This window comes from Thermocatellispora tengchongensis (assembly GCF_014202315.1).
In the GTDB taxonomy this organism is placed as follows: domain Bacteria; phylum Actinomycetota; class Actinomycetes; order Streptosporangiales; family Streptosporangiaceae; genus Thermocatellispora; species Thermocatellispora tengchongensis.
In genome coordinates, this window is record NZ_JACHGN010000001.1 from 203,942 (window position 1) to 225,492 (window position 21,551).

Annotated in this window: 35 protein-coding genes and 1 tRNA gene; 33 read left to right on the forward strand and 3 right to left on the reverse strand. The window is 70.5% G+C overall.

Annotated features, from left to right (window positions below):
• Window positions 1-104: 104 nt before the first annotated feature.
• Both HNP84_RS00920 and HNP84_RS00925 read left to right on the forward strand, forming a co-directional pair.
• On the forward strand, window positions 105-770 hold the full coding sequence (locus HNP84_RS00920) for a DUF3566 domain-containing protein (protein WP_312923310.1): 666 nt from the start codon (window positions 105-107) through the stop codon (window positions 768-770).
• A 149-nt stretch (window positions 771-919) separates the two neighbouring features.
• Window positions 920-996 (forward strand) — tRNA-Ile (locus HNP84_RS00925).
• A gap of 44 nt (window positions 997-1,040) precedes the next feature.
• On the opposite strand, the gene HNP84_RS00930 is transcribed toward HNP84_RS00925, so the two are convergent.
• The 3 genes from HNP84_RS00930 to HNP84_RS00940 all read right to left on the reverse strand — a co-directional run bounded on the left by HNP84_RS00930 (window position 1,041) and on the right by HNP84_RS00940 (window position 3,524).
• Window positions 1,041-2,306: a tyrosine-type recombinase/integrase gene (locus HNP84_RS00930; RefSeq protein ID WP_185047384.1), complete on the reverse strand. Its 1,266-nt coding sequence runs from the start codon at window positions 2,304-2,306 to the stop codon at window positions 1,041-1,043.
• Window positions 2,307-2,330: 24 nt separating this feature from the next.
• A complete protein-coding gene (locus HNP84_RS00935; RefSeq protein WP_185047385.1) occupies window positions 2,331-2,672 on the reverse strand; it encodes a hypothetical protein in 342 nt (113 codons plus the stop codon).
• Between the two features lie 237 nt (window positions 2,673-2,909).
• Entirely contained in the window at window positions 2,910-3,524 is a 615-nt protein-coding gene (locus HNP84_RS00940; RefSeq protein WP_185047386.1) for a hypothetical protein, read from the reverse strand.
• Between the two features lie 94 nt (window positions 3,525-3,618).
• Between HNP84_RS00940 and HNP84_RS57100 the strand changes: the two genes are divergently transcribed.
• The 31 genes from HNP84_RS57100 to HNP84_RS01095 all read left to right on the forward strand — a co-directional run bounded on the left by HNP84_RS57100 (window position 3,619) and on the right by HNP84_RS01095 (window position 21,548).
• The gene (locus HNP84_RS57100) at window positions 3,619-4,059 is read left to right on the forward strand and encodes a helix-turn-helix domain-containing protein (protein WP_221335718.1); all 441 of its coding nucleotides are present in this window, start codon (window positions 3,619-3,621) and stop codon (window positions 4,057-4,059) included.
• A gap of 74 nt (window positions 4,060-4,133) precedes the next feature.
• Window positions 4,134-4,496: a hypothetical protein gene (locus tag HNP84_RS00950; protein WP_185047388.1), complete on the forward strand. Its 363-nt coding sequence runs from the start codon at window positions 4,134-4,136 to the stop codon at window positions 4,494-4,496.
• Entirely contained in the window at window positions 4,493-4,663 is a 171-nt protein-coding gene (locus HNP84_RS00955; protein ID WP_185047389.1) for a hypothetical protein, read from the forward strand. The genes HNP84_RS00950 and HNP84_RS00955 overlap by 4 nt, the downstream gene beginning before the upstream one ends.
• The gene (locus HNP84_RS00960; RefSeq protein ID WP_185047390.1) at window positions 4,660-4,923 is read left to right on the forward strand and encodes a hypothetical protein; all 264 of its coding nucleotides are present in this window, start codon (window positions 4,660-4,662) and stop codon (window positions 4,921-4,923) included. Before HNP84_RS00955 ends, HNP84_RS00960 begins: the two co-directional genes overlap by 4 nt.
• Window positions 4,916-5,758, forward strand: coding sequence for a PD-(D/E)XK nuclease-like domain-containing protein (locus HNP84_RS00965; protein WP_185047391.1), 843 nt, complete (start codon window positions 4,916-4,918; stop codon window positions 5,756-5,758). Before HNP84_RS00960 ends, HNP84_RS00965 begins: the two co-directional genes overlap by 8 nt.
• A complete protein-coding gene (locus tag HNP84_RS00970) occupies window positions 5,755-7,134 on the forward strand; it encodes a hypothetical protein (RefSeq protein ID WP_185047392.1) in 1,380 nt (459 codons plus the stop codon). The genes HNP84_RS00965 and HNP84_RS00970 overlap by 4 nt, the downstream gene beginning before the upstream one ends.
• A complete protein-coding gene (locus tag HNP84_RS00975) occupies window positions 7,131-7,406 on the forward strand; it encodes a hypothetical protein (RefSeq protein ID WP_185047393.1) in 276 nt (91 codons plus the stop codon). Before HNP84_RS00970 ends, HNP84_RS00975 begins: the two co-directional genes overlap by 4 nt.
• 63 nt (window positions 7,407-7,469) lie before the next feature.
• Window positions 7,470-7,799, forward strand: a complete 330-nt coding sequence (locus HNP84_RS00980; RefSeq protein WP_185047394.1) for a hypothetical protein — start codon at window positions 7,470-7,472, stop codon at window positions 7,797-7,799.
• On the forward strand, window positions 7,796-7,957 hold the full coding sequence (locus HNP84_RS00985) for a hypothetical protein (RefSeq protein WP_185047395.1): 162 nt from the start codon (window positions 7,796-7,798) through the stop codon (window positions 7,955-7,957). Before HNP84_RS00980 ends, HNP84_RS00985 begins: the two co-directional genes overlap by 4 nt.
• 109 nt (window positions 7,958-8,066) lie before the next feature.
• The gene (locus HNP84_RS00990) at window positions 8,067-8,360 is read left to right on the forward strand and encodes a hypothetical protein (RefSeq protein ID WP_185047396.1); all 294 of its coding nucleotides are present in this window, start codon (window positions 8,067-8,069) and stop codon (window positions 8,358-8,360) included.
• The gene (locus HNP84_RS00995) at window positions 8,357-8,815 is read left to right on the forward strand and encodes a hypothetical protein (RefSeq protein WP_185047397.1); all 459 of its coding nucleotides are present in this window, start codon (window positions 8,357-8,359) and stop codon (window positions 8,813-8,815) included. Before HNP84_RS00990 ends, HNP84_RS00995 begins: the two co-directional genes overlap by 4 nt.
• Window positions 8,812-10,437 carry a DNA primase family protein gene (locus HNP84_RS01000; RefSeq protein WP_185047398.1) on the forward strand — a complete coding sequence of 542 codons (1,626 nt, stop codon included), beginning with the start codon at window positions 8,812-8,814 and terminating at the stop codon, window positions 10,435-10,437. Before HNP84_RS00995 ends, HNP84_RS01000 begins: the two co-directional genes overlap by 4 nt.
• Before the next feature lie 88 nt (window positions 10,438-10,525).
• On the forward strand, window positions 10,526-10,753 hold the full coding sequence (locus tag HNP84_RS01005) for a hypothetical protein (RefSeq protein ID WP_185047399.1): 228 nt from the start codon (window positions 10,526-10,528) through the stop codon (window positions 10,751-10,753).
• Between the two features lie 117 nt (window positions 10,754-10,870).
• Window positions 10,871-11,548, forward strand: coding sequence for a hypothetical protein (locus HNP84_RS01010; RefSeq protein WP_185047400.1), 678 nt, complete (start codon window positions 10,871-10,873; stop codon window positions 11,546-11,548).
• Window positions 11,545-11,943, forward strand: coding sequence for a DUF6221 family protein (locus HNP84_RS01015; protein ID WP_185047401.1), 399 nt, complete (start codon window positions 11,545-11,547; stop codon window positions 11,941-11,943). Before HNP84_RS01010 ends, HNP84_RS01015 begins: the two co-directional genes overlap by 4 nt.
• A complete protein-coding gene (locus HNP84_RS01020; RefSeq protein WP_185047402.1) occupies window positions 11,940-12,158 on the forward strand; it encodes a helix-turn-helix transcriptional regulator in 219 nt (72 codons plus the stop codon). Before HNP84_RS01015 ends, HNP84_RS01020 begins: the two co-directional genes overlap by 4 nt.
• 213 nt (window positions 12,159-12,371) lie before the next feature.
• Window positions 12,372-12,572, forward strand: coding sequence for a hypothetical protein (locus HNP84_RS01025; RefSeq protein ID WP_185047403.1), 201 nt, complete (start codon window positions 12,372-12,374; stop codon window positions 12,570-12,572).
• Window positions 12,573-12,592: 20 nt separating this feature from the next.
• A complete protein-coding gene (locus HNP84_RS01030; RefSeq protein ID WP_221335719.1) occupies window positions 12,593-12,889 on the forward strand; it encodes a hypothetical protein in 297 nt (98 codons plus the stop codon).
• 155 nt (window positions 12,890-13,044) lie between these two features.
• Complete coding sequence (locus tag HNP84_RS01035; RefSeq protein WP_185047404.1) at window positions 13,045-13,290, forward strand: hypothetical protein; 246 nt, start codon at window positions 13,045-13,047, stop codon at window positions 13,288-13,290.
• On the forward strand, window positions 13,256-14,794 hold the full coding sequence (locus tag HNP84_RS01040) for a terminase large subunit domain-containing protein (RefSeq protein ID WP_185047405.1): 1,539 nt from the start codon (window positions 13,256-13,258) through the stop codon (window positions 14,792-14,794). The genes HNP84_RS01035 and HNP84_RS01040 overlap by 35 nt, the downstream gene beginning before the upstream one ends.
• A 15-nt stretch (window positions 14,795-14,809) precedes the next feature.
• Window positions 14,810-16,021, forward strand: a complete 1,212-nt coding sequence (locus HNP84_RS01045) for a phage portal protein (RefSeq protein ID WP_185047406.1) — start codon at window positions 14,810-14,812, stop codon at window positions 16,019-16,021.
• Entirely contained in the window at window positions 16,018-16,224 is a 207-nt protein-coding gene (locus HNP84_RS01050) for a hypothetical protein (protein ID WP_185047407.1), read from the forward strand. Before HNP84_RS01045 ends, HNP84_RS01050 begins: the two co-directional genes overlap by 4 nt.
• Entirely contained in the window at window positions 16,221-16,892 is a 672-nt protein-coding gene (locus HNP84_RS01055; RefSeq protein ID WP_185047408.1) for an HK97 family phage prohead protease, read from the forward strand. Before HNP84_RS01050 ends, HNP84_RS01055 begins: the two co-directional genes overlap by 4 nt.
• A gap of 139 nt (window positions 16,893-17,031) precedes the next feature.
• A complete protein-coding gene (locus HNP84_RS01060) occupies window positions 17,032-18,423 on the forward strand; it encodes a phage major capsid protein (protein ID WP_185047409.1) in 1,392 nt (463 codons plus the stop codon).
• 61 nt (window positions 18,424-18,484) lie between these two features.
• A complete protein-coding gene (locus HNP84_RS01065; RefSeq protein WP_185047410.1) occupies window positions 18,485-18,703 on the forward strand; it encodes a hypothetical protein in 219 nt (72 codons plus the stop codon).
• Window position 18,704: 1 nt separating this feature from the next.
• A complete protein-coding gene (locus HNP84_RS01070) occupies window positions 18,705-19,295 on the forward strand; it encodes a phage head-tail connector protein (protein WP_185047411.1) in 591 nt (196 codons plus the stop codon).
• The gene (locus HNP84_RS01075) at window positions 19,292-19,720 is read left to right on the forward strand and encodes a hypothetical protein (RefSeq protein WP_185047412.1); all 429 of its coding nucleotides are present in this window, start codon (window positions 19,292-19,294) and stop codon (window positions 19,718-19,720) included. Before HNP84_RS01070 ends, HNP84_RS01075 begins: the two co-directional genes overlap by 4 nt.
• Before the next feature lie 12 nt (window positions 19,721-19,732).
• The gene (locus tag HNP84_RS01080) at window positions 19,733-19,918 is read left to right on the forward strand and encodes a hypothetical protein (RefSeq protein WP_185047413.1); all 186 of its coding nucleotides are present in this window, start codon (window positions 19,733-19,735) and stop codon (window positions 19,916-19,918) included.
• Window positions 19,915-20,646, forward strand: a complete 732-nt coding sequence (locus tag HNP84_RS01085; RefSeq protein ID WP_185047414.1) for a hypothetical protein — start codon at window positions 19,915-19,917, stop codon at window positions 20,644-20,646. Before HNP84_RS01080 ends, HNP84_RS01085 begins: the two co-directional genes overlap by 4 nt.
• Before the next feature lie 57 nt (window positions 20,647-20,703).
• The gene (locus HNP84_RS01090; RefSeq protein WP_185047415.1) at window positions 20,704-21,108 is read left to right on the forward strand and encodes a radical SAM protein; all 405 of its coding nucleotides are present in this window, start codon (window positions 20,704-20,706) and stop codon (window positions 21,106-21,108) included.
• Window positions 21,108-21,548: an HK97 gp10 family phage protein gene (locus HNP84_RS01095; protein ID WP_185047416.1), complete on the forward strand. Its 441-nt coding sequence runs from the start codon at window positions 21,108-21,110 to the stop codon at window positions 21,546-21,548. The genes HNP84_RS01090 and HNP84_RS01095 overlap by 1 nt, the downstream gene beginning before the upstream one ends.
• The last annotated feature ends 3 nt before the right edge of the window (window positions 21,549-21,551 follow it).

Sequence of the window (21,551 nt, forward strand, 5' to 3'; positions counted from 1 at the left end):
ACGTGGCCGAGTCCAAGAGCGCGCCCACGCGCCCCGGCCCCACGAAAACGCCACGACCGCCTCAGGGTGACGGTAGCGCCAAGGCCCCCGAGCCCGATGTCCCGGTGAACGACAACACCAAGGATGGGCAGAAGGTGACCACGACCCGCGACGACCGTCCCGGCGCCCCGATGGGCCGGGTCCGCCCCACGCCGGAAGCACGCCCGGCCGAGCCCCGCGAGAACGGCCAGCAGGCCACCCGCCCGGCCGGCGTGCGCCCACCGCAGGCACAGCAGCAGCCCGGCGGCCAGGCGGGCGGCCTGACCTTCTCCCCGTCTCCGTCGCCCACCACCGGCGACACCGAGACCACCACCCGCTCGAAGAAGAAGCCGGCCTCCGAGACCACCCGGGCCCCCCGCAAGGCCCACCTGGTCCTGCGCCGCATCGAGCCCTGGTCCGCCATGAAGTTCAGCTTCGTGGTGGCCCTGGTCTGCTTCGTCATCCTCTTCGTCGCGGTCGCCGTCCTGTACGGCGTCCTCAGCGCCCTCGGCGTGTTCGACTCCATCGTCAACACCATCAACCAGATCACCAACGGCGACCAAACAGCCGCCGCTTCCGGCCTGGACGCCTCGACCTGGTTCGACCCGGTCCGCATCCTCGGCTTCACCGCCCTGATCGGCGCCATCAACGTGGTCCTCATCACGGCCCTGTGCACCCTCGGCGCCGTCATCTACAACATCGCCGCCGACGTGGTGGGCGGCGTAGAGGTCACCTTCAGCGAGGCCGAGTAACCCCCATCCCCCCGGCCCGGCACCCGCCGTACCGGGCCGGGGGATAACCGTCCCGACCACCCCGCGAAACACGCTAAGCTAGTCACCACACCGGCCGACGAGTTCGCCTCTCATCCAGAGAATGCGATACTCTTCGACGGCACCCGCAAGGGGCTATAGCTCAGTCGGTTAGAGCGCTTCCCTGATAAGGAAGAGGTCCCAGGTTCAAGTCCTGGTAGCCCCACCAGCAAAAAGGCCGTAAGCGATCAAGGGCCGTGCGTCACAGGTGCGTCAAACCTGCGAAGACGCTTCTCTGGTCTCCCTCCGTGACCACGACTCCAGGATCTTCCCGTGCGCGTCCGGCGCGAGGTGAGCGTACCTCTGCGTCGTCGCGAACGACTCGTGGCCGAGCAGGTGCTGCACGTCGTACAGCGGCACGCCATCCATCACGAGCCAACTCGCCGCCGTGTGCCGCATGATCTTCGGAGGGAACCGGCGAATCTGGTGCGCCGGGTCTGCGCACACCCCTGCACACTCGCCCGCCGGGAAGTCATGCCCTTCCGCGGGCGGCTTGCCGCACGTCCGGGCCGCGTCCACCGCCGGGTACCAGAACCGGTCCCGGAAATTCCCGTCATCGATCGGGCCGCCCTTCTCCGCCGGGAACATCAGCCCCGGACACGGGCCGCGCCCCGGCTGCCGCTCACCGGTCGGCAGCACCCGCGGGCACGTACACGCGCCCACCGTCCGCCCGGCCGTCAGCTCCTCGATCGCGTCCAGCAGCGCCGGCGGAATCGGCACCGACCGCCTCGACTTCTTCGACTTCGGATACTCCCGCAGCCCCGCCCGCGTCATCACGTGCGTAACGTGCACCAGCCGCCGATGCCGGTCCACACGGCCCACATGCAGCCCGTACGTCTCACCAGGGCGCAGCCCCACCTGCATGCCCAGCTCGACCAGAGTGCGCCACTGAAGGCCGTACAGCCGCTCCAGAGCGCTGTACAGCGCCTCAGCCTCCTCCCGCTCGTAGAACTCGACCACGCCCAGGTCCAACGGCGGCAGATCGAGCCGCGCGAACGGGTTCGCGCCCACCACCGGCGGGTCCTCATCCATCGCCGCGGCGTACAGCGCACTCATCACGTGCACCGCGGCGTGCACCGTCGCCGCGCTGAGGGTCGGCACGTCCTTGTCGGACGCGCGCACCGCCCGGCCCTGATGGCGGGCCCGCCGCGTCTGCCGGAGCTGCTGGACCCACGCCTTTGCGTCGGTGCGCGTAACGGCGTTCAATGGCCACGCCCCCCACGCTTGCGCGCAATGCGTCTCCCACAGCGAATCCGTTTTCGCCAGAGTGCTGGCCTCCAACCCGGACACCGCCCGGACCTTTTCCCGCCACTTGCTGATCGTGATCTCTCCCGCTCGCGGATCAATGCGGGAGCCTGCCTCGAACTTGGCTTCCTGCTCGGTTGCCCATTTCTTGACCACTGACTTGAGCCGGCTGGTCTTCGTCCGGCGCTTGCCGTTCGGCATGCGCACCGTGGCCTGATACTTGCCGCTCGGCAACTGCCGTATGTATGGCACCTCGCCTCACCACCTCGTCAATCGGGGAACGGGGATACTCAAGCGCGCCCCTGCGCCCACGATGGGCGTGGTCGCGATGAACCACCGCAGCACCTCCGTACCGTGTTTGCCAAGCTCGCGGACGACATCGGTGGTGACCAGGCACCGCGGCAGCATGATGTCTACCGTGTTCGCGGACATGTCGGCGTCGATCAGCCGGTCGCCGCCAAGGTGGCGGTCGCGGTGGATGCGAACCGTCCAGAAGGGGTTGTCACGGCGCGACGCCGATCGTGTAGCGCCGAGGGCAGCCATGAAGATGTCGCTCAGCTTGCCGATCGCCTGGGGCAAAATCGGGTCAATCTGCGCCATATCCACATCAACCCGGACTAACCCATTTCGGGTGACATGAATCGCTATCGGTCCAAGGGGAATCTGGTCCGCTGGGCGAAGGCGGTATAGGACCGTTCCATCCATGGCGCATCGTCCCTCTCTGCACCCCGTTGTGCCGTGGTGGTCGATATCAACACTTCGGCCACGCCCGTGACAACAAGATGGCGGAGATTTCGGACAACAGTGACAGCACAGTGGCTAGTGCGCTACACCACGTCACTCCGCGGAAGGGTCAGCCAAATCCGCGGCCAGCCGCTCCGCCATGCGAATGACCCGCCGGCGGTCCTCCTCGCTCAGGTTCGGCGGGACGCTGATCGTCACGAATCCCCCATCGGAGACAGGAATCGCCTCGACTTCGGACAGCTCCAGCCACTGCACCGCCGCCCACCGCTTGATCTCCTCCAGTCGGGTCCGGTAGTCAGGCTGGTCGGCACCGGACTCGACGGCAGCCATCCCCGCAGCTAGAGCCCGCAGCCGCCACATGTCCGGCAGGCGGTTGACGCTGCCATACATCAGATCCTGGATGTACCCGTGCAGGAGCGACTGCCCAGTCTCAGGGTCGATGCAGTACCTCGCGAACTGGCGGCCGGTCAGATCGTGCCTGGTCATGAACCGCTGCACCTGGTCACTCAGCGGGCGAGCCCTGGTGCCGTTGTTGAGCGGCGACATGATGACGCCTTCCTGGTAGCCCTCGCCTAACTCGCGGACCTTGCCGTCTGATGATTCGCACGACAGGCGCCACCCGCCCGTTGTACCGCGCACCTCTCCAGACAACAAGATGAGGCAATCAAACCAGACCTGTTCGGCTATACGCACGCCGGGGCTGGACATCGGCAGCACTGGGGGCGTACGGTGTTGGAATCTTCCAACAACATTAGCGTCACGGGATTGCACGGAGGTCCACAGAGTGTCAGGCCGTCCCCGGATGATCCTCCGCTCAAAAGATCACCTTCGCGAGATCATGTCGGCCCAGGGCCACGACACAGCCTCGCTGGCGCAGGCCACCGGCCTGTCAAAACAGCTCATCGACTACCTCCGGGGAGACGGGCCCTCCAGTCGTGAGACGTGCAGTCACAAGACGGCTCGACTGCTCGCGTCGGCCCTGAACGTCCAGATCGACACCCTTTTTTGCGATCGACTGTTGGATTTTTCCTACACCAAACAGGAGGAGGACATGGACTCCTACACCGTCGCGGACGCCGCGGAGGTGCTGGGTGTCTCCCCGAGCACCGTCTACCGGCGCATCGCGGAGGGAGAGCTGGAGGCGTACGACATCTCCCGCCGCGGCTCCAGCCGACCCAACCTGCGCATCACCCGCACCTCGATCGAGGCGTTCCAGGCGGCCCGCACCGTCACCGCCGCCTGACACAGCAAAGCGGGCCCGGCCTGCCCGCCGAACCCGCCAAATCCCCGCTCACCAACCCGCAGAGAGCAGGAACCATGACCAACAGTACCGACCGCGCACAGCAGCAGCTCGCCGCCGGCCTCGCCCTCGCCGACCTGCTGACCCACGCCCACCGCCTCCCCCCGATCTACGCCTGGAGTATCGAGGCGGACGGTCCCGTGACCATCCGGGGACAGCTTGGCCAGGCATGCGACGGGCTCGCCGCCATCCGCGGCGCGCTCACCGAGTGGGCCAACACCCTGGACAACCCGACCTGGACCACCCGGCGGTACACCGGCTACGACGGCGGCCAGATCGCGGTGACCGGCACCTACATGGGCCAGTCCGTCACCATCTGGGAGGGCCTGACCGCCGGCCAGCTCGCCGAGGTCGGCGACGCCGTCAGGAGCGCGGCGTGACGCTCCTCGCCATCCGCATCGGCCTGCGCGCCCTGCTGCTCTGGGTGCGGGCCCGGCTCATCAGGCGCCACCGGGACGCCGACCGAGCGCTGAGGGCGTGGGCCGCCGACCCGCGGAACTTCTGCGACCGGCCCGGCTGTGACCGCTGCTGGCGGTGGGCTCTATGACCGGCCTGCCCGTCGTGGCCGTCGATCCGCACGCCGTACGCGCCGGCCACCTGCTCCAGCTCGACGGCCTGCTGATCGCCCGGGTGACCACCACCACGCGCGTGCCGAACGGGCGCCTGCTGTGGTGGGTCCTCCTCGGCCCGTGCCCGCTCGGCGCGACCGGCGCCGGGGCCCTGTTCGTCGGCGACGGCGACACCGCCCCGTGCGTCCGCGTCGCCGACTGGCTCGCCGAGTTCGAGGGCGGTCGCGAGGATGCTTGACACCGTCATCGCCTCGCCCGGCATCTACGACCTCGCCGAGGACGAGTACCACGCCGACCCCGTCCCCGGAGGCAGCCTCTCCAGCAGCGGCACCCGCCGCCTGCTCGCCACCTGCCCCGCGGTCTACCGCTGGGAGCGCGAGCACGGCGCCCTTCCGCGTCGCGCCTGGGACCTCGGCACCGCCGCACACAAGCTCGTGCTCGGCGTCGGCCCCACGCTCGCCGTGATCGACGCCCCCGACTACCGGACCAAGGCCGCCCAGCAGGAACGCGACGCCGCGCGCGCTGCCGGCGCCGTGCCCCTGCTCACCAAGGAGCACGACCAGGTACAGGCCATGGCCGCCGCCCTGCGCACGCACCCGATCGCCGGGCCCCTGCTCACGCCCGGCAACGGCGACGCCGAACAGACGCTCATCTGGTACGACCACCCGACCGGCGTGTGGTGCCGGGCCCGCCTCGACTGGCTCCGCCGCCCCCAGACCGGGCGCCCCATCATCGCCGACTACAAGACCACCACCGACGCGAGCGAGGAAGCCATCGCCCGCGCCGTCGCCTCCTACGGCTACCACTGCCAGCACGACTGGTACACGACCGGCGCCGCCGCTCTCGGCCTCGACGCCGGGATGGTCTTCGTGTTCCAGGAGAAGCAGCCGCCCTATGTCGTGACGGTGGTCGAGCTGGACCACGACGCCATACGCGCCGGCCGCCGCCGCAACCGCCGCGCGATCGAGATCTACGCGCGGTGCGCCGAAACCGGCCACTGGCCCGCCTACGCCGAGGACCACATCCCGCTCATCACCCTGCCCGCATGGGCCACGCGAGAGGACAGCCTGTGACCACCACCAACCACCGCGCACTTGATCAGGTCGCGCCCCGCCTTCCGGCCCCTGGACGCGTCGGCCAAGCGACCGCCGTCGAGCAGTCCCGCGCCGTCGCCGAGGTCCACGCCGCGATCGTCGTCGCCCAGCAGTGCCCCCGCAACGTGCAGTCCGCCCGCGCCGCCATGCTCGACACCTGCTCCTTCCAGGGCATGGCCGACCGAGCGTTCTACCGCTACTCCCGCGGCAAGAACACCATCACCGGCCCGTCCGTCCACCTCGCCCGCGAACTCGCGCGGTGCTGGGGCAACGTCCAGTACGGCGTCTCGGAGCTAAGGCGGGACGATGACGCCCGCCAGAGCGAGATGCAGGCGTGGGCGTGGGACGTCCAGACCAACACCCGCAGCGTCCTGACCTTCGTCGTGCCGCACGCCCGCGACACCAGCGACGGCGTCAAGGCCCTGACCGACATGCGCGACATCTACGAGAACAACGCCAACGCTGGCGCCCGCAGGCTCAGAGAGGCCATCTTCGCGATCTTGCCCGCGTGGTTCATCGAGGAGGCCAAGGAGCGGTGCAACTCGGTCCTAACCAAGGGCGGTGACGTACCGCTCGCCGAGCAGGTCGCAAAGGCCATCGATGAGTTCGCCGGGCTCGGCGTCACCGCCGATCAGATAGAACGCAAGCTCGGCCGAGGTCGCAGTGAGTGGACGCCGTACGACCTCGCCCAGCTCCGCGTCATCCACCGCTCACTCCGCCGCGGTGAAATCACCATCGGCGAGGAGTTCCCGCCCGTCCGCGTGACCCCCGAGGAGATCAAGGGCGAGACCGCCCCGCCCGCGCCGGTCGCCAACGCGCCGACTCCGACCAGCGAGCCGTCCGCGGTTGCCGCGGACGCTGGCAGCACCACGTCGGGCGCGAGAGCGTCGCAGGCCAAGCTCCGGGAGCTGAACATCCTGTTCACCGAGACCGGTATTGCCGCCAAGACCGGCAAGGGGTCCACGGCCGCGAATGACCAGGCCCGGTTCGCGTGGATCGCCGAGCACGTCGGCGTCCAGGTGGAGTCCACCAAGGACCTCACCGCCGAGCAGGCCGACCGCGCGCTCACCCTTCTGCGGGACGCCAAGGTGCAGGCCGCCCGCGCCCGCGCCGAGACCACCAAGCGCATCGCCGCCCTCTTCGACGGCCTCGACACCCCCCTCACCGCCGAGCAGCGGCTCCGCGACCTCACCACCCTCCTCGGCCGCACCATCACCGGCCCCGCCGACATCACCGACGCCGAGCACGCCGAAATCGAAGCGCTGCTGACCGACTGCAAGGGCCAGACCAGCGTCTGGAACACGGCCATCGCCGCGGCCAAGGCCGCCCAGCCTCAGGGGGAGGGCACCCGATGACGCAGTGCGACTGCGGCCCCGAGGAGAGCTGCCCAATCTGCATCCCCTGCGACATCTGCCGGGAGGGCGAGGAGGAGTGCCCCTGCGACGGTGAGCGGGACTGGGACGGCAGTTACGTCTGCTGCCCCGGCTACCGCATCCCCGAGCACTGCTGCGACTGCGGCGGCTCCCCCTACTGCGTGAAGTGCCACAAGTGCGGCGCGCCCTGCTTCGGCGCCTGCACCTGCCCCGTCACCGTGCGCCTGGAGAACGGCGCCGACCTCGTTCTGTAGCGCGCTCGCCGCGACATCACCGCCCCGGGCCTCGCCACTGGCCCGGGGCCGGAAGGGGAACCCATGGACACCCCACTCGGCCGCCCCACCGCCGGCCCACTCATCATCCACGACGGCCACCCGTACGCCTGCGTCACCTACGCCGGACTCAGCATGTTCGACTGGACGAGCAGCCCCGCGTTCGCCCGTGCCGCCTCCTCCGCATGGCTCATCGCCGCGCACGTCCTGGAGGCCGAGCACGACCGCGCGTTCATCGCCGCCGCGGTGCACCCCGCCTACCCGAACAGCGTCTGCGACGACTGCGCGTCGCCCATCCCCGCCGGCTACGACTGCCCGCGCTGCGCCCCGATGACCGCCGTCCGCGTTCTGCCCACGCTCGGCGGTGAGCGATGAGCACCGTACTGATCAGCCTCGACGCGATCCGCGCCCGCCACGCCGCCACCCTCGCCCAGTACGGCGACCTGTGGCCCCAGTACGCCCAGCAGGCCGAACTGGACCGTGCCGCCCTGCTCGACGAACTCGACCGCCGCGAGCACGAGGGCAAGCCGTGAACGGCACGCTGATCGGCCTTATCTGGCTCGCCGCGCTCTACATGATCGGCCACCTCGCCATCGGCGTCATCTGCGACCTCGCTCAACACCACGACGACGGGGGAGACCCATGACCACCGCCTACACCCCCACCCGCCACGAGCCCGACGCGCTGCGCCTCCTCCAGGGCGTCGAGATCGGCAACGACATCATCAGCCGTCGCCGCCCGCCGCGCACGCGGGACTACGCCGGCCTCGGCGTGTGCATCCACGCGCCCGACCCGGACGAGACCGCCGCCGCCCGGCGCACCGCCGAGCAGATCCTCGACCGTCTCGGCTACTCGCCCACCGACCGCGCGGTGGTGCTCGAAGCGCTGGGGTTCATCTCCACCGCGCGGAAGACGACCCGGGCGGGTGCTGCATGAACGCGTGCACCCACTGGAACGGCGCCACCTCCAGCCGATGCGGTACTACCCCCGCCCGGCTCTACATCGGTGGCTGGCGCTGCCCCAGCCACACCCCCGCCGCCCTCGCCCAGCTCCTCGCCGCCCTCGACGACATCGAGACGCGCGTCCACCGGGCGTACCGCGACGGGTACCACGACGGCCACGCCGCCGGCTGGGACATCGGCCACGCCCACGCCCACGAGCACATCGCCGCCGAGTGGGCCCACTACGCCGCCCGCATCCGCGCCGTCACCCGCCACCGGACCCTCGCCGAGCGCGCCGCGCTGGACGACGCCGCCGCCCGCGGCGAGCCCTGCCCGGCGCGGTGCTGGCGGTGCTCCCGCTGCATCCGCGCCCACGCCGTCCACCGCCACGGCGGCGACTACCTCGGTGGCCCCGCCGCGTGGGACACCACCGCCCGGGGGGCTGCGTGACCGCCCTGCACGAGCCCCCGGCCGCCCCGCTGCTGGCCGAGGGCGAGACCATCCCGGCGCCGACCGACCCCATGGCCGTCGCCCGCTACCTCGCCCCGGCCTGGCACGAGGACGACGCCCTGACCCTGCGCCACTGGCGCGGCTCGTGGATGCGCTGGCAGCGCACCCACTGGCGCGAGCTGGACGCCCAAGAGGTCCGCGCGTCGCTGTACACGCTGCTGGAGCACGCCACCTACATCCACATCTCGAAGAAGGGCGAGCGGGAGATCGTGAAGTGGGCGCCCACCTCGCGCAAGATCTCCGACGTTATGGACGCGGTTGCCGCGGTCACGCACCTGCCGCCGACCGTGGATGCACCGGCGTGGATTGACCCCGTGGCACGCGTTGGCACGCGATCCAACGCATTGTGGGCTCAATTTATCGCGCACGGAAACAGCAAGATCATCAACGGTTCTCCGAGTGCGAACCACAATGCAGCGGATCGCGTGCCACCGCGTTCCACCCCAGACGACGAAACCCCCGTTGTGGCCACCCGAAACGGACTCCTCAACGTCGCCACCCGCACCCTCCACCCCCACACCCCGGAGTTCTTCAACCTCGTGAGCGTCCCCTTCGACTACGACCCCACCGCCACCGCACCCACCTGGACGACCTTCCTCAACCAGATCTGGCCCGAGGACCCCAGCAGCATCGCCGCCCTCCAAGAGTGGTTCGGCTACGTCATCTCCGGCCGCACCGACCAGCAGAAGATCCTCCTCATGGTCGGCCCACCCCGCTCCGGCAAGGGCACCATCGGGCGCATCCTCGCCGCGCTAGTCGGCAAGGGCAACATGGCCGGCCCCACCCTCGCCAGCATCGCCACGAACTTCGGCCTCTCACCGCTCCTCGGCAAGCCCCTCGCCGTCATCTCCGACGCGCGCCTCGCCGGCCGCGAAGGTCACCAGGTCGTCGAACGGCTGCTGACCATCTCCGGTGAGGACACGATCGACGTAGACCGCAAATACAAGGACCCGTGGACCGGCAAGCTCCCCACCCGCATCATGATCATGTCCAACGAGCTGCCCAACTTCGGTGACGCCTCCGGCGCCATCGTCCGCCGCTTCGTCGTCCTCACCATGACCGCCTCGTGGCTCGGCCGCGAAGACACCCCCCTCACCGACAAGCTCATCGCAGAACTGCCCGGCATCCTCAACTGGGCCCTCGACGGCCTCGCCCGACTGAAGCAACAGGGCCGGTTCACCGTCCCACTGTCCTCCGCCGACGCCGTCACCACCATGCAGGACGCAGCGAGCCCCATGGGCGCGTTCGTGCGCGCCTCCTGCGAAACCGGGCCGACGTGCGAGGTCTCCGTGGACGAGCTGTGGGACGGCTGGAAAACCTGGTGCGAGGACAACGGCGTACGCCCCGGCACCCGCCAGATGTTCGGCCGCAACCTCCAGGCCGTCGTCCCCCAGGTCAAGGTCACGCAGCCCCGCGTGGACGGCAAGCGGGTCCGGTACTACACCGGCATCACGCTCAGGGCCGACGCCTGGACGGCCGGGTCTAAATGCGCCGCCTGCGGGGAGCCGATGAAGGTCGTCCAGGCGGGCCAGACCCGGCACCCCATGTGCGAGGAGTCGTGATGAGCGAGACCGAGACCAGCATCACCTGCCCGTACTGCGCCGAGGGCATCCCACACCCGCACGACCACGACGCCGCAGAGGGGGAGACGTGATCGGCCGGACCTACCTCGACCCTGGCGACCGGCTCGCCGGCCGTTACGACCCGCCCCGCTGCTGTGTCATCCTCGCCCGCTGGGCGGACGGCGGCGGCCCCCGCAACGTCCTCGTGCGGTACGAGGACGACGGCTCCCGCGCCGTGATCCCGTTCCCGCGCCGCCTCCGCCGATGGGACCCCGCCCGCCACGGCTACCAGCCGCCCCTCTGGGAGGAGGACTGAGATGGTCGCCATGCCGTGCCCCTCACCTGGTGCGACCGCGCGATGCCCATAGCCAGCCGCGTCTGCACGACCCCGACACCCACCAGCCCTAGGCTGGCCACCACGAGGTAGCGCCCCATGCACACTGACCCCACCTACCAGGCGCTCAACGCGCTCAGGACCGCCCTGCCGGACCTGGCCGACGCCGTCCACCCCGGCACCCCGCGACGGTGGGCACAACGCGACCTGAGCCCCGAGCAGCGCCGGCGGATGGACGCCCAAGCGGTCACCGAACGCGAGGCCAAGGAACGCAACCTGGCCGCCGGTATCACCGCCCTCGGCACCGGCCGCGCCCCGCTGAACCTCGCCGTCCTCGACGCCCTGGCCGACATGACCGCCGCCGTCGCCGAGCTGGAGGGCGCCGTGTGCGACCGGCTCGCCCTCACCCCACTGCGCGGCGCATCCACGGCCGCCCGCATCACCCGCCTGGTCGGGCTGCTCGACCGCATCGCCGAGCAGGACGACCTCGCCGAGCACGTCCAAGCCGAAGCCGTACGACTCGCCCGCTACGCCCGGCTCGTCCTCGGCGACGTCGAATCCGTCCGCCGCCTCAACGGCCGGTGCCCACTCTGTGACGCCCGCAGCCTCAGGGCGTTCCCGGAGAAGGACATCGTGCTGTGCATCAACCGGGCCTGCCGCTGCGGCGACGAGACGTGCGGCTGCCACCGGCCCCGCCCGGACCTGCACGTTTGGCCCTACGATCGGTGGTCACTGCTCGCCCAAGTCCTTGCCGACCAGCTCGGAGAAGCCTCATGAACGATCTCGTCCAGTTCATCCACGCCCGCCTCGACGAGGACGAGCAGACAGTGCTGGCCTGGCAGCAGCACAAGCAAGCCCTGACCGACCAATTCATGAACGACCCGGCCAGGAAGCATGTCCGTTTCCGCCGCGAGCCGGTGACGGATGCGCAACTGGCCGAGTACGCCTACCGCGACCGGTTCGACCCGGCCCGAATGCTGAGGGAAGTCGAGGCCAAGCGCAGCATCCTGGGCCGTCACGAGCGTTGCGGGTCAGGCGTCGGCTACTGCGATGACGGCGGCCACGGATGGAGCGAGGCGGACGGCGAGCCCTTCACCGGATGTCGCGACCTTCAGGACTTGGCCCTTCCGTACGCCGACCACCCGCGCTACCGGCCAGAGTGGCGCCCATGACCGACGAGGAGGAGCTGTTCACCACGGCCGAGGTTGTCGAACTCACCGGCTTCACCCGAGCCGCGATCGAGAACTGGGTACGCCGCGGCTACCTCACCCCCGTCCCTGGACGCAAGCGAGGCCGGTCGAAACTCTTCCGGCTAGATGATGTATTCACCTGCGAAAAGACACGCAAGCGCAAGCATCGCCGGAAGAATTCCGGTGATACGCTATGAACTGACTGATCAAACCCGCGTAGCGACAGCTATGCCCAGGCCCGCCACCGTGCGGGCCTTCGCCATTCCCGGCCCCCTTGCTCGCGCACGAGTCGGGCCGTGCGCGACCGCCGCCGTACCTGCCGGGGTACGCGCGGCCCCCGGGGCGAGGTCCAGCCCTGGCCCCCCCGTACTCGGCGGGACCTCGCCCCCACCACCGCACAGGAGGCAGCGTTGCAGCCCACGTCCATCGCCTTCCGTCAGCAGATCCGCGAGATCGAGCCCACCCCGAACGGGTGGCGGCAGATCGAAAACACCGGCCTCACACTCGACATCACCTATGACTGCGGGATCACCGCCCACATCGACGTTCCCCGCCACGCCGCCGCCCAGTTCCGGGACACGCTCAGCCCAGCCCTCGGCCTCGCCCAGTAGCCCAACCTCGGGAGGCGGCCATGCCGCGCAGCAGACACCGGGCCGGCCGCCCCTACCGGCGAGCACGCGAGCAGATGTTCCAGCTCTACGGCGACACCTGCCACATCTGCCTCCACCCCGGAGCGGGCGAGGCCGACCACCTCGTGCCCGTGTCGATCGACGGCGCCCAGCCCATCGACCCCCACGCGATGCGCCCCGCCCACGGGGCCAACGCGCCCTGCCCCACATGCGGCAGGAAGTGCAACACCGAGAGAGGTGCCGGCCCCGTGCGCACGCCCGACCTCGGCACCTCACGGGACTGGTACGCCGGCCCCTGAACCGCGTTGCAGCACGTCAGAGACCCAAGAACCTCGAAACACGTTTCCGCAGGTCAGAGGCTTTTGATCATGAGGGGTGGGAGACCCGCGCCCAAGGCTCCCTTTTTCTCCCCCCGGAACGATCTTTCAGATGGTGATCATGGTTGGAGGTCGGCATGGGGCCGGTCGAGAAGGCCGTACGTGACGACGTGGACCAGCTCGGCGACCTGGTGGGGGTCGAGCCCTCGCTGTCGGAGATGGCGTTCACCCTGGCCCGCGAGATCGACGCGGGCGGGGGTGAGGACGGAAGGCAGCTTCCGGCGCTGAATCGCGAGTTGCGGGCCACGCTCGCGCAACTGCTGGCTGCTCGGGCTCCGGAGGAGGACGATGACGACCTCGGAGACCTGGCAGAGCCCTCCTGAGTTCGCCGAGCAGTGTCGTGAGCTGTACGGGCTGGAGGCTCCGCCGCTGTGGGGGCCGCCGCGGCGTCTTGAGTACCCGTCGCTGGGGCCGAAGCTGTGGCGGGTGATGGACCGGCTCGGCTATCCGCCGATGCCGTGGCAGAAGTACGTCTCCGACGTGGCCTTGGAGATCGACCCGAGGACCGGGTTCTTCGCCTACCGCGAGGTGGGGCTGTCGGTGCCGCGACAGGAGGGCAAGACGCAGCTCCTGCTCGGCGTGCAGGTGCATCGGGCGATGGCGTGGCCGCGGCAGAACATCGTCTACGCGGCCCAGACGCGCGGCATGGCGCGGCAACGCTGGGAGGACGAGTTCCTGGTCACGCTGGACGAGTCCAGCCTGGCCGGGAAGTACCGGGTGCGGAAGACGAACGGCCACGAGGCGATCATCTGGAGCCGCACCCGCTCGCGGATGGGGATCACGGCGAACACGGAGAAGGCCGGGCACGGCCCGCCGCTGGACCTCGGCCTCATCGATGAGGCGTTCGCGCACGAAGACGATCGCTTGGAACAGGCGTTCTCCCCGGCGATGCTCACCCGCGCCATGGCGCAACTGTGGTGGGCCAGTGCGGGCGGCACGGAGCGGTCGCTGTGGCTGAACAAGAAGCGCGCCGCCGGCCGCGAGCTGGTCGAACGGCTGTGGGAGACCGGCGAGCACCCGCGCGTGGCGTACTTTGAGTGGTTCGCGCCCGATGATCTGCCGCGGGACGATCCGGCGACGTGGGCGAGGTGTCTGCCCGCGTTGGGGTTCACGGTGACGCCGGAGACGGTGCGGGCGGAGCTGGAGAAGCTCGACGCCGCCGAGTTCGACCGGGCGTACCTGAACCGGACCCGGAAGGCGACACCTCCGCAGGACCCGAACGTGCCGGTGAAGGCGTGGCCCGGCCTGGTGGACCCCGGCTCGCGGCCCGGCGATGAGGTGGCGTTCGCGGTCGATGTGTCTCACGATCGGGAGCACGCCTCGATTGGCCTGGCCTCCCGGCGGGACGACGGGCGGGTGCACCTGGAGCTGGTGGACCGCCGGGCCGGTACGGACTGGGTGGTGCCCGCGGTCGTGCGGCTGCGCGAGTTGTGGGACCCGTTGGTGGTCGCCATCGCCTCGACGGGCTCCCCGGCCGGGTCGCTCATCGACGACCTGGTGGCCGCCGGCGTGGACGCGCCGGAGGACAAGGACAACCCGGAGCGCGGCCACCTGGTGGTGATGCGGACGGGGGACATCGTGGAGGCGTGCGGGCAGATGGCCGACGCGATCAAGCAGGGCATCGCGGCGCACCGTGACCAGCCGCTGTTGACGGCGGCGGTGACCGGGGCGCGGACGCGGCCGTTCGGGGATGCGTGGGCGCTGGACCGGCGCCGGTCGCTGACCGATGTGTCGCCGTTCTTCGCGGTGACGCTCGCGCGGTGGGCGCTGCTGGTGCGGGGGCCGTTGGTGACCGACGACTACGACGTGGCGGACTCGTTCGGCTGATGAGAGGAGGGGTTCGTGGGCTTCTGGTCGAGGCTGCGGGGCGCGCTGGCGCGTGAGGCGCAGATCACCAGCGCGGAGGACCTGCTGGCGCTGAGCCGTGGCCTGCGCACCGGGGCCGGCGGGGTGACCGTCACCAACGACACCGCGCTGAGGCATTCGGCGGTGTGGGCGTGCCTGAGGTTGCGGGCGGACCTGGTGTCCACGATGCCTGTGGACGTGTACCGGCGGGTGGCCGGCGTGCAGGTCGAGGTGCCCGCGCCGCCGGTGCTGGTCTCCCCGGGCGGGCAGCGCGTGGGCATCAAGGAGTGGCTGTACTCCACTCAGGTGGACCTGGACCGGGCGGGCAACTGCTTCGGGTTGGTCACGGAGCGGTCGGGCGTGCCCGGCCCGGACGGGCACAACCTGCCGTCGCGGATCGACCTGGTGGCGCTGTCGGATGTAACCGTGCGAGCGACCGGCGCGCAGATCACCAAGTACGTGATCGCCGGAGTCGAGTACGACCCGCACGAGGTGTGGCATGAGAAGCAGTTCACGGTGGCCGGGCTGCCCTTGGGGCTGTCGCCGGTGGCGTACGCCGCGTGGACGATCGAGGAGAACCTGAACGCGTCACGGTTCGCCAAGGACTGGTTCGCGGGGGGTGCGGTGCCGCTGGCCGAGCTGAAGAACACCGCCAAGAAGATCAACCCTGACGAAGCCAGGATCGCCAAGGATGCGTTCAAGGCGTCCGTGGCGAACGGCGACCTGTTCGTGCACGGCCACGACTGGGAGTACAAGCCCATCCAGGCGGTCGCCCAGCAGAGCGCGTTCATCGAGGCTCGCCAGTTCGGCCTGACCGACATCGCCCGGTTCTTCGGCTGCCCGTCCGACCTGATCGACGCCGCTGTCTCGACCGGCCACATCACGTACGCGTCGATCACACAAAGAAACTTGCAGTTCTTGATCATGAACCTCGGGCCGGCCGTGTCCAGGCGTGAGGACGCGCTGACGCGGGGCCTGGTGCCCGGCCCGCGGTACGTGAAGCTGAACCGTAGCGCGCTGCTGGCCATGGACCCGGAGGCGCGGGCCCGCACGCTGCAGACCCGGATCAACTCGCGCACGCTGACCCCGAACGAGGCTCGCGCGCTGGAGGACCTGCCGCCGCTCACGCCCGAGCAGATCGCCGAGTTCGAGGCCCTGTTCGGCGTGCCCCGTACCACTCCGACCACCGCGACATCGGGAGCGGCATGAGCAGCGGCGAAACGGTATGGCTGGGCGACCTGTCGGGCTACGAGGTCATCACCGACGACGCGGGCGCCATGTGGCTCACGCACCGGTGCGGGGCCACGTGGCCGACCGGCAGGCTCGGCAGGCCCGCCTTCCTGGGCAACCTCATCGACGATCACGTCAGGCCGCACATGGACGAAGGCTGTCAGCAAGGAGCGACACCATGACCGCGACCACCCGCGCCGAGGCGGCGACGGCCCGCGCCCAGCACGTGCGCCAGCGCGCCGACCGCCCCTCCCAGCGCCGATGCGCCGAGCACCCCACCGCCCGCGCCGCCGCCCGGGTGCCCGCGCGGATCGAGTTGCGCGAGGCCGCCGGCGGGTCGGGGCTGCTGGAGTTCGCCGGGTACGCCACGGTGTACGAGCGCGAGTATGAGATGTGGGACATGTGGGGCCCGTACACCGAGATCGTCTCGGCCGGCGCCGGTGCCGAGTCGCTGGCGCGGGCCGACCTGGACGTGCCGCTGGTGCTCGGGCATGACCAGCTCCGGCGTCTGGCTCGTACCACGACCGGCACGCTGGTGCTGGCCGAGGACGAGACCGGGCTGTCGGTTCACGCCCCGGCGCTGGACCCGGGCGACTACGACGTGGCGTACATCGCGCCCAAGCTGCGGGCCGGGCTCATCGATGAGATGAGCTTTGCGTTCCGGATCGAGTCGGGCCAATGGTCGCCGGACTACACCGAGTACCGGATCACCCGGTACGACATCCACCGCGGCGATGTGGCCATCGTCGGCTACGGCGCGAACCCGGCGACCGAGGCCGCGCTACGGCAGCAGAAGCCCGCGCCGTCGAGTAGGGCCCGCGCGCTGCTGGAGATCGCGCTCGCCCGCTGACCCCTTGGACTTCCCGCCCTCGGGCGGGTGCTTTGCCCTGCGCTCTGCGCGCACGAGCCCACCCGGCGCACTGCCTCGGGTGGCCGTCTGACCTGGACCGGGGCGTCTGGAAACCATCACGAGCAAGGAGTGACGAGCCATGACGCTCGCAGATCTGATCAAGCAGGCGCGCGAGAACCTCGCCGCCGCCATCGCCAAGCGGCAGCAGGAGCAGGAGGCGCTGCTGGCGCTGCGCTCCGACCCGGACCTCACCGAGGAGGCCGTCGCCGAGCGCGTCGCCGCGCGGGACGAGGCCGACGCCGAGGTGACCCGCCGCCAGGCGGCCCTGGAGGAGCTGGAGGCCGAGCAGCAGCGCGAGGAGGAGATCGCCGCGCTGGCCGCCCGCACCGCCCCGACCGGCACCCGACCGCCCGCCTACGACCGTGTGGGCCGCGTCGGTGTCGAGGAGCGCACGTACCGGCCTGACCTGGACCGCAAGGGTGCCGGGTTCGAGCGGGACGTGGCCGCGGCGTTCCTGGGCGACTACGAGGCGCGTGAGCGGCTGATGCGGCACATGGCAGAGGAGCGGGTGGAGCGCGCGGCCTACCTGGAGCGCGCAGTCGGCACCGGCGCGTTCTCCGGTCTGGTGGTGCCGCAGTACCTCACCGACCTGTACGCGCCCGCCGCGGCGGCCCGCCGCCCGTTCGCCGACGCGATCCGGCGGCACGACCTGCCGCCGGAGGGCATGACGGTGAACCTGTCGAGGATCACCACCTCCACCAGTGTGGGCATCCAGGCGACGCAGAACACCGCGGTGTCGGAGCAGAACATGGATGACACGCTGCTCACCATCGACGTGCAGACCAACGCCGGCCAGCAGACCATCTCGCGTCAGGCGATCGAGCGTGGCAGCGGCGTCGAGCCGGTGGTCCTGGATGACCTGTTCCGCCGGTACGCGACCACGCTGGACTCCACGCTGATCAACCAGGCCACGACCGGCCTGACCAACGTGGCCACGGCGGTGACCTACACCGACGCCTCGCCGACCGCGGCCGAGGCGTACCCGAAGATCATCGAGGCTCTGGCCGGTGTGGAGTCCGCGCTGCTGGACATGGCTTCCGGCGACAACATCGCGGTCATGCACTCCCGCCGCTGGTACTGGCTCCAGAACGCCATGGGCTCCACGTGGCCGCTCATCACCCAGCCCGGCGTCGTCCCGCAGACCCTCGGCGCGAACTATGCCGAGGCGTACGGCCGTGGCGTGCGCGGTGTGCTGCCGAACGGCACTCCGGTGATCGTGGACAACAACATCGCCACGAACCTGGGCGCCGGCACCAACGAGGATGAGATCTACCTCGTGGACCGCATGGAGTGCCACCTGTGGGAGGACTCCTCGGCGCCGCTGTTCATCCGGGCCGAGCAGCCGGCCGCGGCCAGCCTGGGCGTCCTGCTGGTCGTGTACGGCTACTTCGCCTACACCCACGCCCGGTACGCCCAGGCCCGGAAGGTTAGTGGGACCGGCCTGGTCACGCCGACGTTCACCGGCGTCTGATCCCTTGACGTGCCGGGGTCCGGGCTGCGGTCGGGCCCCGGCTCCTCCGAAGGAACGAGCAATGACCGATGATCCGATGGTCGCCGCGCTGCTGCGGGAGCGGGAGGGCTACGTGCAGGGGGGCCTGGACGACCGCGTGGCCGCCGTGGACGAGCAACTGGCGCTGCGCGGCCACACTCCGCCCAGCGACGCACCGCCCACGACCGCGAGTGGCGAGAAGGCACAGGACCGATCGACGCCGCCGCGCCGCCGCCGGGCGCCGCGCAAGGACACGACCTGACGTGGCCAACGAGTACGCGGACCTGGCCACGCTCAAGCTGGCGCTCAAGATCACCGACGCGGAGCGGGACGACCTGCTGACCGCGGCCCTGGCCGCCGCGTCGAGGGCGATCGACAAGAAGACCGGCCGCCGGTTCTGGCTCGACCCGTCCGCTACTGCCCGCACGTACCACCCTCAGGGGCGGGTGCTACGGGACGAGCGGGGTGACCTGCTGCTGATCGACGACGTCGGCTCGGCTACGGGCCTGGTCGTGGAGACCGGCCGTGGGAGCACGTGGAGCGCGGTGACGGGGTACGAGACGAGCCCGGACAACGCCCTGACCGAGGAGCGGCCCATCACGGGCCTGCTGCTCGCTACGGGCACGTGGGGCACCGGCACGACCCGGGTCCGCGTCTCCGCCCGTTGGGGGTGGCCGGCCGTACCGGATGAGATCGCCCAGGCCACGCTGCTGCAGGCGGCTCGGCTCTACCGGCGCAAGGATTCCCCCGAGGGGGTCGCCGGGTCTGGGGAGTGGGGGCTGGTGCGGGTGCCGCACCTGGACCCGGATGTGCGGGCGCTGATCGAGCCGTACATGCTGCCGGGGTTCGCATGAACATCAGTGCCGTCCGTGCGGCGATAGCCGACGCCGTACGCGACGCGATCCCCTCGCTGAACTGCTTCGGCTACGTCCCCGACGCGCCCGCCGAGCCGTGCTTCTACGCGGGTGAGGTCGAGATCGAGTACGACGCCGCGATGGGACGCGGCCTGGACGAGCTGCAGATCACGTGCCGGTTGCTCGTCTCCCGGGGCGATGACCGCTCCGGGCAGGAGGCGCTGGACCGCTACCTGTCCGGGTCCGGGCCCGACAGCGTGAAGGCGGCGCTGGAGGCCGCGCGTGGTGCGCCCGGGGAGATGGCGCTGGGCGGGCTGGCGCATGACCTGCACCTGATGGCCGTGCAGGGCTACAGCCTCTACCAGGTCGGTGAGGTGCAGTACTTCGGCGCTGAGCTGCTGGTCCGCGTGGTCGGGCCCGGCTGAGAAGGGAGGATCGTGGACACCTACCGAGTGACCGGGCCGCGGCATGTGGCCGGGGCCGCGCCGGGCGACGTCGTCGAGCTGGACCCGCGGCGGGTCAACGTCGCCGCGCTGCTCGCCGCCGGCCACATCGCGCCGGTTCCGGCGAAGGGCAAGCGGCGCGAGCATGCCGATCAGTCTGGGCAGGGGGTGGCGGAGTGAGCGCCATCGCGCTGACCAACGCCTACTGCTACGTGCACGCGCACAACTTCACCTGCGACACCAACCAGCTCGCGCTGAACGCCGAGGCCGCCACCCTCGACAGGACCACGTTCTGCCACCAGGGGTGGACCACGCTTGCTGGCGGCGGTCTCAAGTCCGGCACCTTCTCCATGGGCGGCTTCTGGCAGTCCGCCGCCTCCGACGCGGTGGACCCGCAGGCGTACGCCGACCTCGGCGTGGCCGACCGCGTGTTCACCTTCGGCCCGCAGCAGGCCGAGGGCGGGGTGGCGTACCTGTGGCAGGGCGGCCACTTCACCTACAACCTGCTCGGCACGATCGGGGAGCTGGCGCCGTTCACGCTGGAGGCGCGCTCGACCGGCGGCGCGGGCGTGGTGCGCGGCCAGCTCGCCGCCGCGGCGCAGAGCGTGGACGCGACAGGCGTGCTCGGCTCGGTGGTCAACCTCGGCGCGGTCGCCGCCGGCCAGCACCTGTACGCCACCGTGCACGTCCTGGGCACGCCCGGCACGTCGATCAGCCTGGACATCGAGTCCGACGACTCCGCCGGGTTCGCCTCCCCGACCGTGCGGGCATCGATCGGGCCGCTGGCCGCCGCCGGCGGCATGTGGGTGACGCCCGTCCCCGGGCCGATCACCGATACCCATTGGCGGCTCGACGTGAGTTCGATCACCGGCGAGTTCACCGTGGCCGCCGCCCTCGCCGTCCAGTAGCCCACCCCCACCGCGGGCCCGCCGGGTGCGGGCCCTTCGTCATGTCTGGAGGACCCCATGGCCGTGCTGGCCCTGACGAACGAGTACGTAGAGATCAACGGCGTGAACCTGTCCGATCGGGTGCGGGCGGGGACGCTGACCGTCGAGGCGGCGCAGCTCGACCCGACCGCGATGGGCGACGGCTGGACCCGCGTGACCGGCGGTCTCAAGAGCGGCCAGTTGGCGATCGAGTTCATCGACGACTTCGCCGCCGGCGAGGTGGACGCCACCCTGTGGCCACTGTTCGGCACGGTCGTGCCCTTCGAGGTGCGACCGACCGCGGACGCGGTTGGCGTCGGCAACCCGTCTTACACGGGCGAGGTGTTCATCGCGCAGCACGTGGTGGGCGGGTCGATCGGCGAACTGGCCGCGAAGTCCGTCACCTACCCCACGTCCGGCCCGGTGGCGCGGGCGACGGCCTGATGGTCGAGGTCCGCCTCGACGGCAACAAGGAGCTGCGCCGCCTGGTGCGCGACTTCGGGAAGATCCCGCCCGACCTGCGCAAGGAGCTGCGGCCGGCGCTGGTACGCGCGGCCAAGCCCATCCTGGCCGCCGCGCGGGCGAACGCCTCGTGGTCGAGCCGCATCCCGAGAGCGACGCGGATCAAGGTCGGTTTCACCGCACGCAAGGGCGGCGTGTCGATCGTCGTGAACTCCAAGCGGGCGCCGCACGCGCGCCCGTACGAAAACCTCGGCGACCCCGGGACCTTCCGGCACCCGGTGTACGGCAACCGCGAGGTGTGGGTGACGCAGGTGGCGCGCCCGTTCCTGATCGACGCGGTGCAGGAGAAGGGCGGGATCGTGACCCGCACCCTCGGGCTGCTGGTGATTCAGATCGGCCGCAAGCACGGCTGGAAAGGGTGAGAG

Coding starts and splice junctions, on each gene's coding strand:
- HNP84_RS00965 (WP_185047391.1), top strand. CDS start 4,916: ATGCTTGACACCGTCATCGCCTCGCCCGGCATCTACGACCTCGCCGAG.
- HNP84_RS01090 (WP_185047415.1), top strand. CDS start 20,704: ATGGCCGTGCTGGCCCTGACGAACGAGTACGTAGAGATCAACGGCGTG.
- HNP84_RS00990 (WP_185047396.1), top strand. CDS start 8,067: ATGACCACCGCCTACACCCCCACCCGCCACGAGCCCGACGCGCTGCGC.
- HNP84_RS01010 (WP_185047400.1), top strand. CDS start 10,871: ATGCACACTGACCCCACCTACCAGGCGCTCAACGCGCTCAGGACCGCC.
- HNP84_RS01020 (WP_185047402.1), top strand. CDS start 11,940: ATGACCGACGAGGAGGAGCTGTTCACCACGGCCGAGGTTGTCGAACTC.
- HNP84_RS01015 (WP_185047401.1), top strand. CDS start 11,545: ATGAACGATCTCGTCCAGTTCATCCACGCCCGCCTCGACGAGGACGAG.
- HNP84_RS00975 (WP_185047393.1), top strand. CDS start 7,131: ATGACGCAGTGCGACTGCGGCCCCGAGGAGAGCTGCCCAATCTGCATC.
- HNP84_RS01050 (WP_185047407.1), top strand. CDS start 16,018: ATGAGCAGCGGCGAAACGGTATGGCTGGGCGACCTGTCGGGCTACGAG.
- HNP84_RS57100 (WP_221335718.1), top strand. CDS start 3,619: ATGATCCTCCGCTCAAAAGATCACCTTCGCGAGATCATGTCGGCCCAG.
- HNP84_RS01065 (WP_185047410.1), top strand. CDS start 18,485: ATGACCGATGATCCGATGGTCGCCGCGCTGCTGCGGGAGCGGGAGGGC.
- HNP84_RS01030 (WP_221335719.1), top strand. CDS start 12,593: ATGCCGCGCAGCAGACACCGGGCCGGCCGCCCCTACCGGCGAGCACGC.
- HNP84_RS00935 (WP_185047385.1), bottom strand. CDS start 2,672: ATGGCGCAGATTGACCCGATTTTGCCCCAGGCGATCGGCAAGCTGAGC.
- HNP84_RS01060 (WP_185047409.1), top strand. CDS start 17,032: ATGACGCTCGCAGATCTGATCAAGCAGGCGCGCGAGAACCTCGCCGCC.
- HNP84_RS01095 (WP_185047416.1), top strand. CDS start 21,108: ATGGTCGAGGTCCGCCTCGACGGCAACAAGGAGCTGCGCCGCCTGGTG.
- HNP84_RS00980 (WP_185047394.1), top strand. CDS start 7,470: ATGGACACCCCACTCGGCCGCCCCACCGCCGGCCCACTCATCATCCAC.
- HNP84_RS00960 (WP_185047390.1), top strand. CDS start 4,660: ATGACCGGCCTGCCCGTCGTGGCCGTCGATCCGCACGCCGTACGCGCC.
- HNP84_RS00950 (WP_185047388.1), top strand. CDS start 4,134: ATGACCAACAGTACCGACCGCGCACAGCAGCAGCTCGCCGCCGGCCTC.
- HNP84_RS01055 (WP_185047408.1), top strand. CDS start 16,221: ATGACCGCGACCACCCGCGCCGAGGCGGCGACGGCCCGCGCCCAGCAC.
- HNP84_RS00940 (WP_185047386.1), bottom strand. CDS start 3,524: ATGTCCAGCCCCGGCGTGCGTATAGCCGAACAGGTCTGGTTTGATTGC.
- HNP84_RS01035 (WP_185047404.1), top strand. CDS start 13,045: ATGGGGCCGGTCGAGAAGGCCGTACGTGACGACGTGGACCAGCTCGGC.
- HNP84_RS00995 (WP_185047397.1), top strand. CDS start 8,357: ATGAACGCGTGCACCCACTGGAACGGCGCCACCTCCAGCCGATGCGGT.
- HNP84_RS01075 (WP_185047412.1), top strand. CDS start 19,292: ATGAACATCAGTGCCGTCCGTGCGGCGATAGCCGACGCCGTACGCGAC.
- HNP84_RS01040 (WP_185047405.1), top strand. CDS start 13,256: ATGACGACCTCGGAGACCTGGCAGAGCCCTCCTGAGTTCGCCGAGCAG.
- HNP84_RS00985 (WP_185047395.1), top strand. CDS start 7,796: ATGAGCACCGTACTGATCAGCCTCGACGCGATCCGCGCCCGCCACGCC.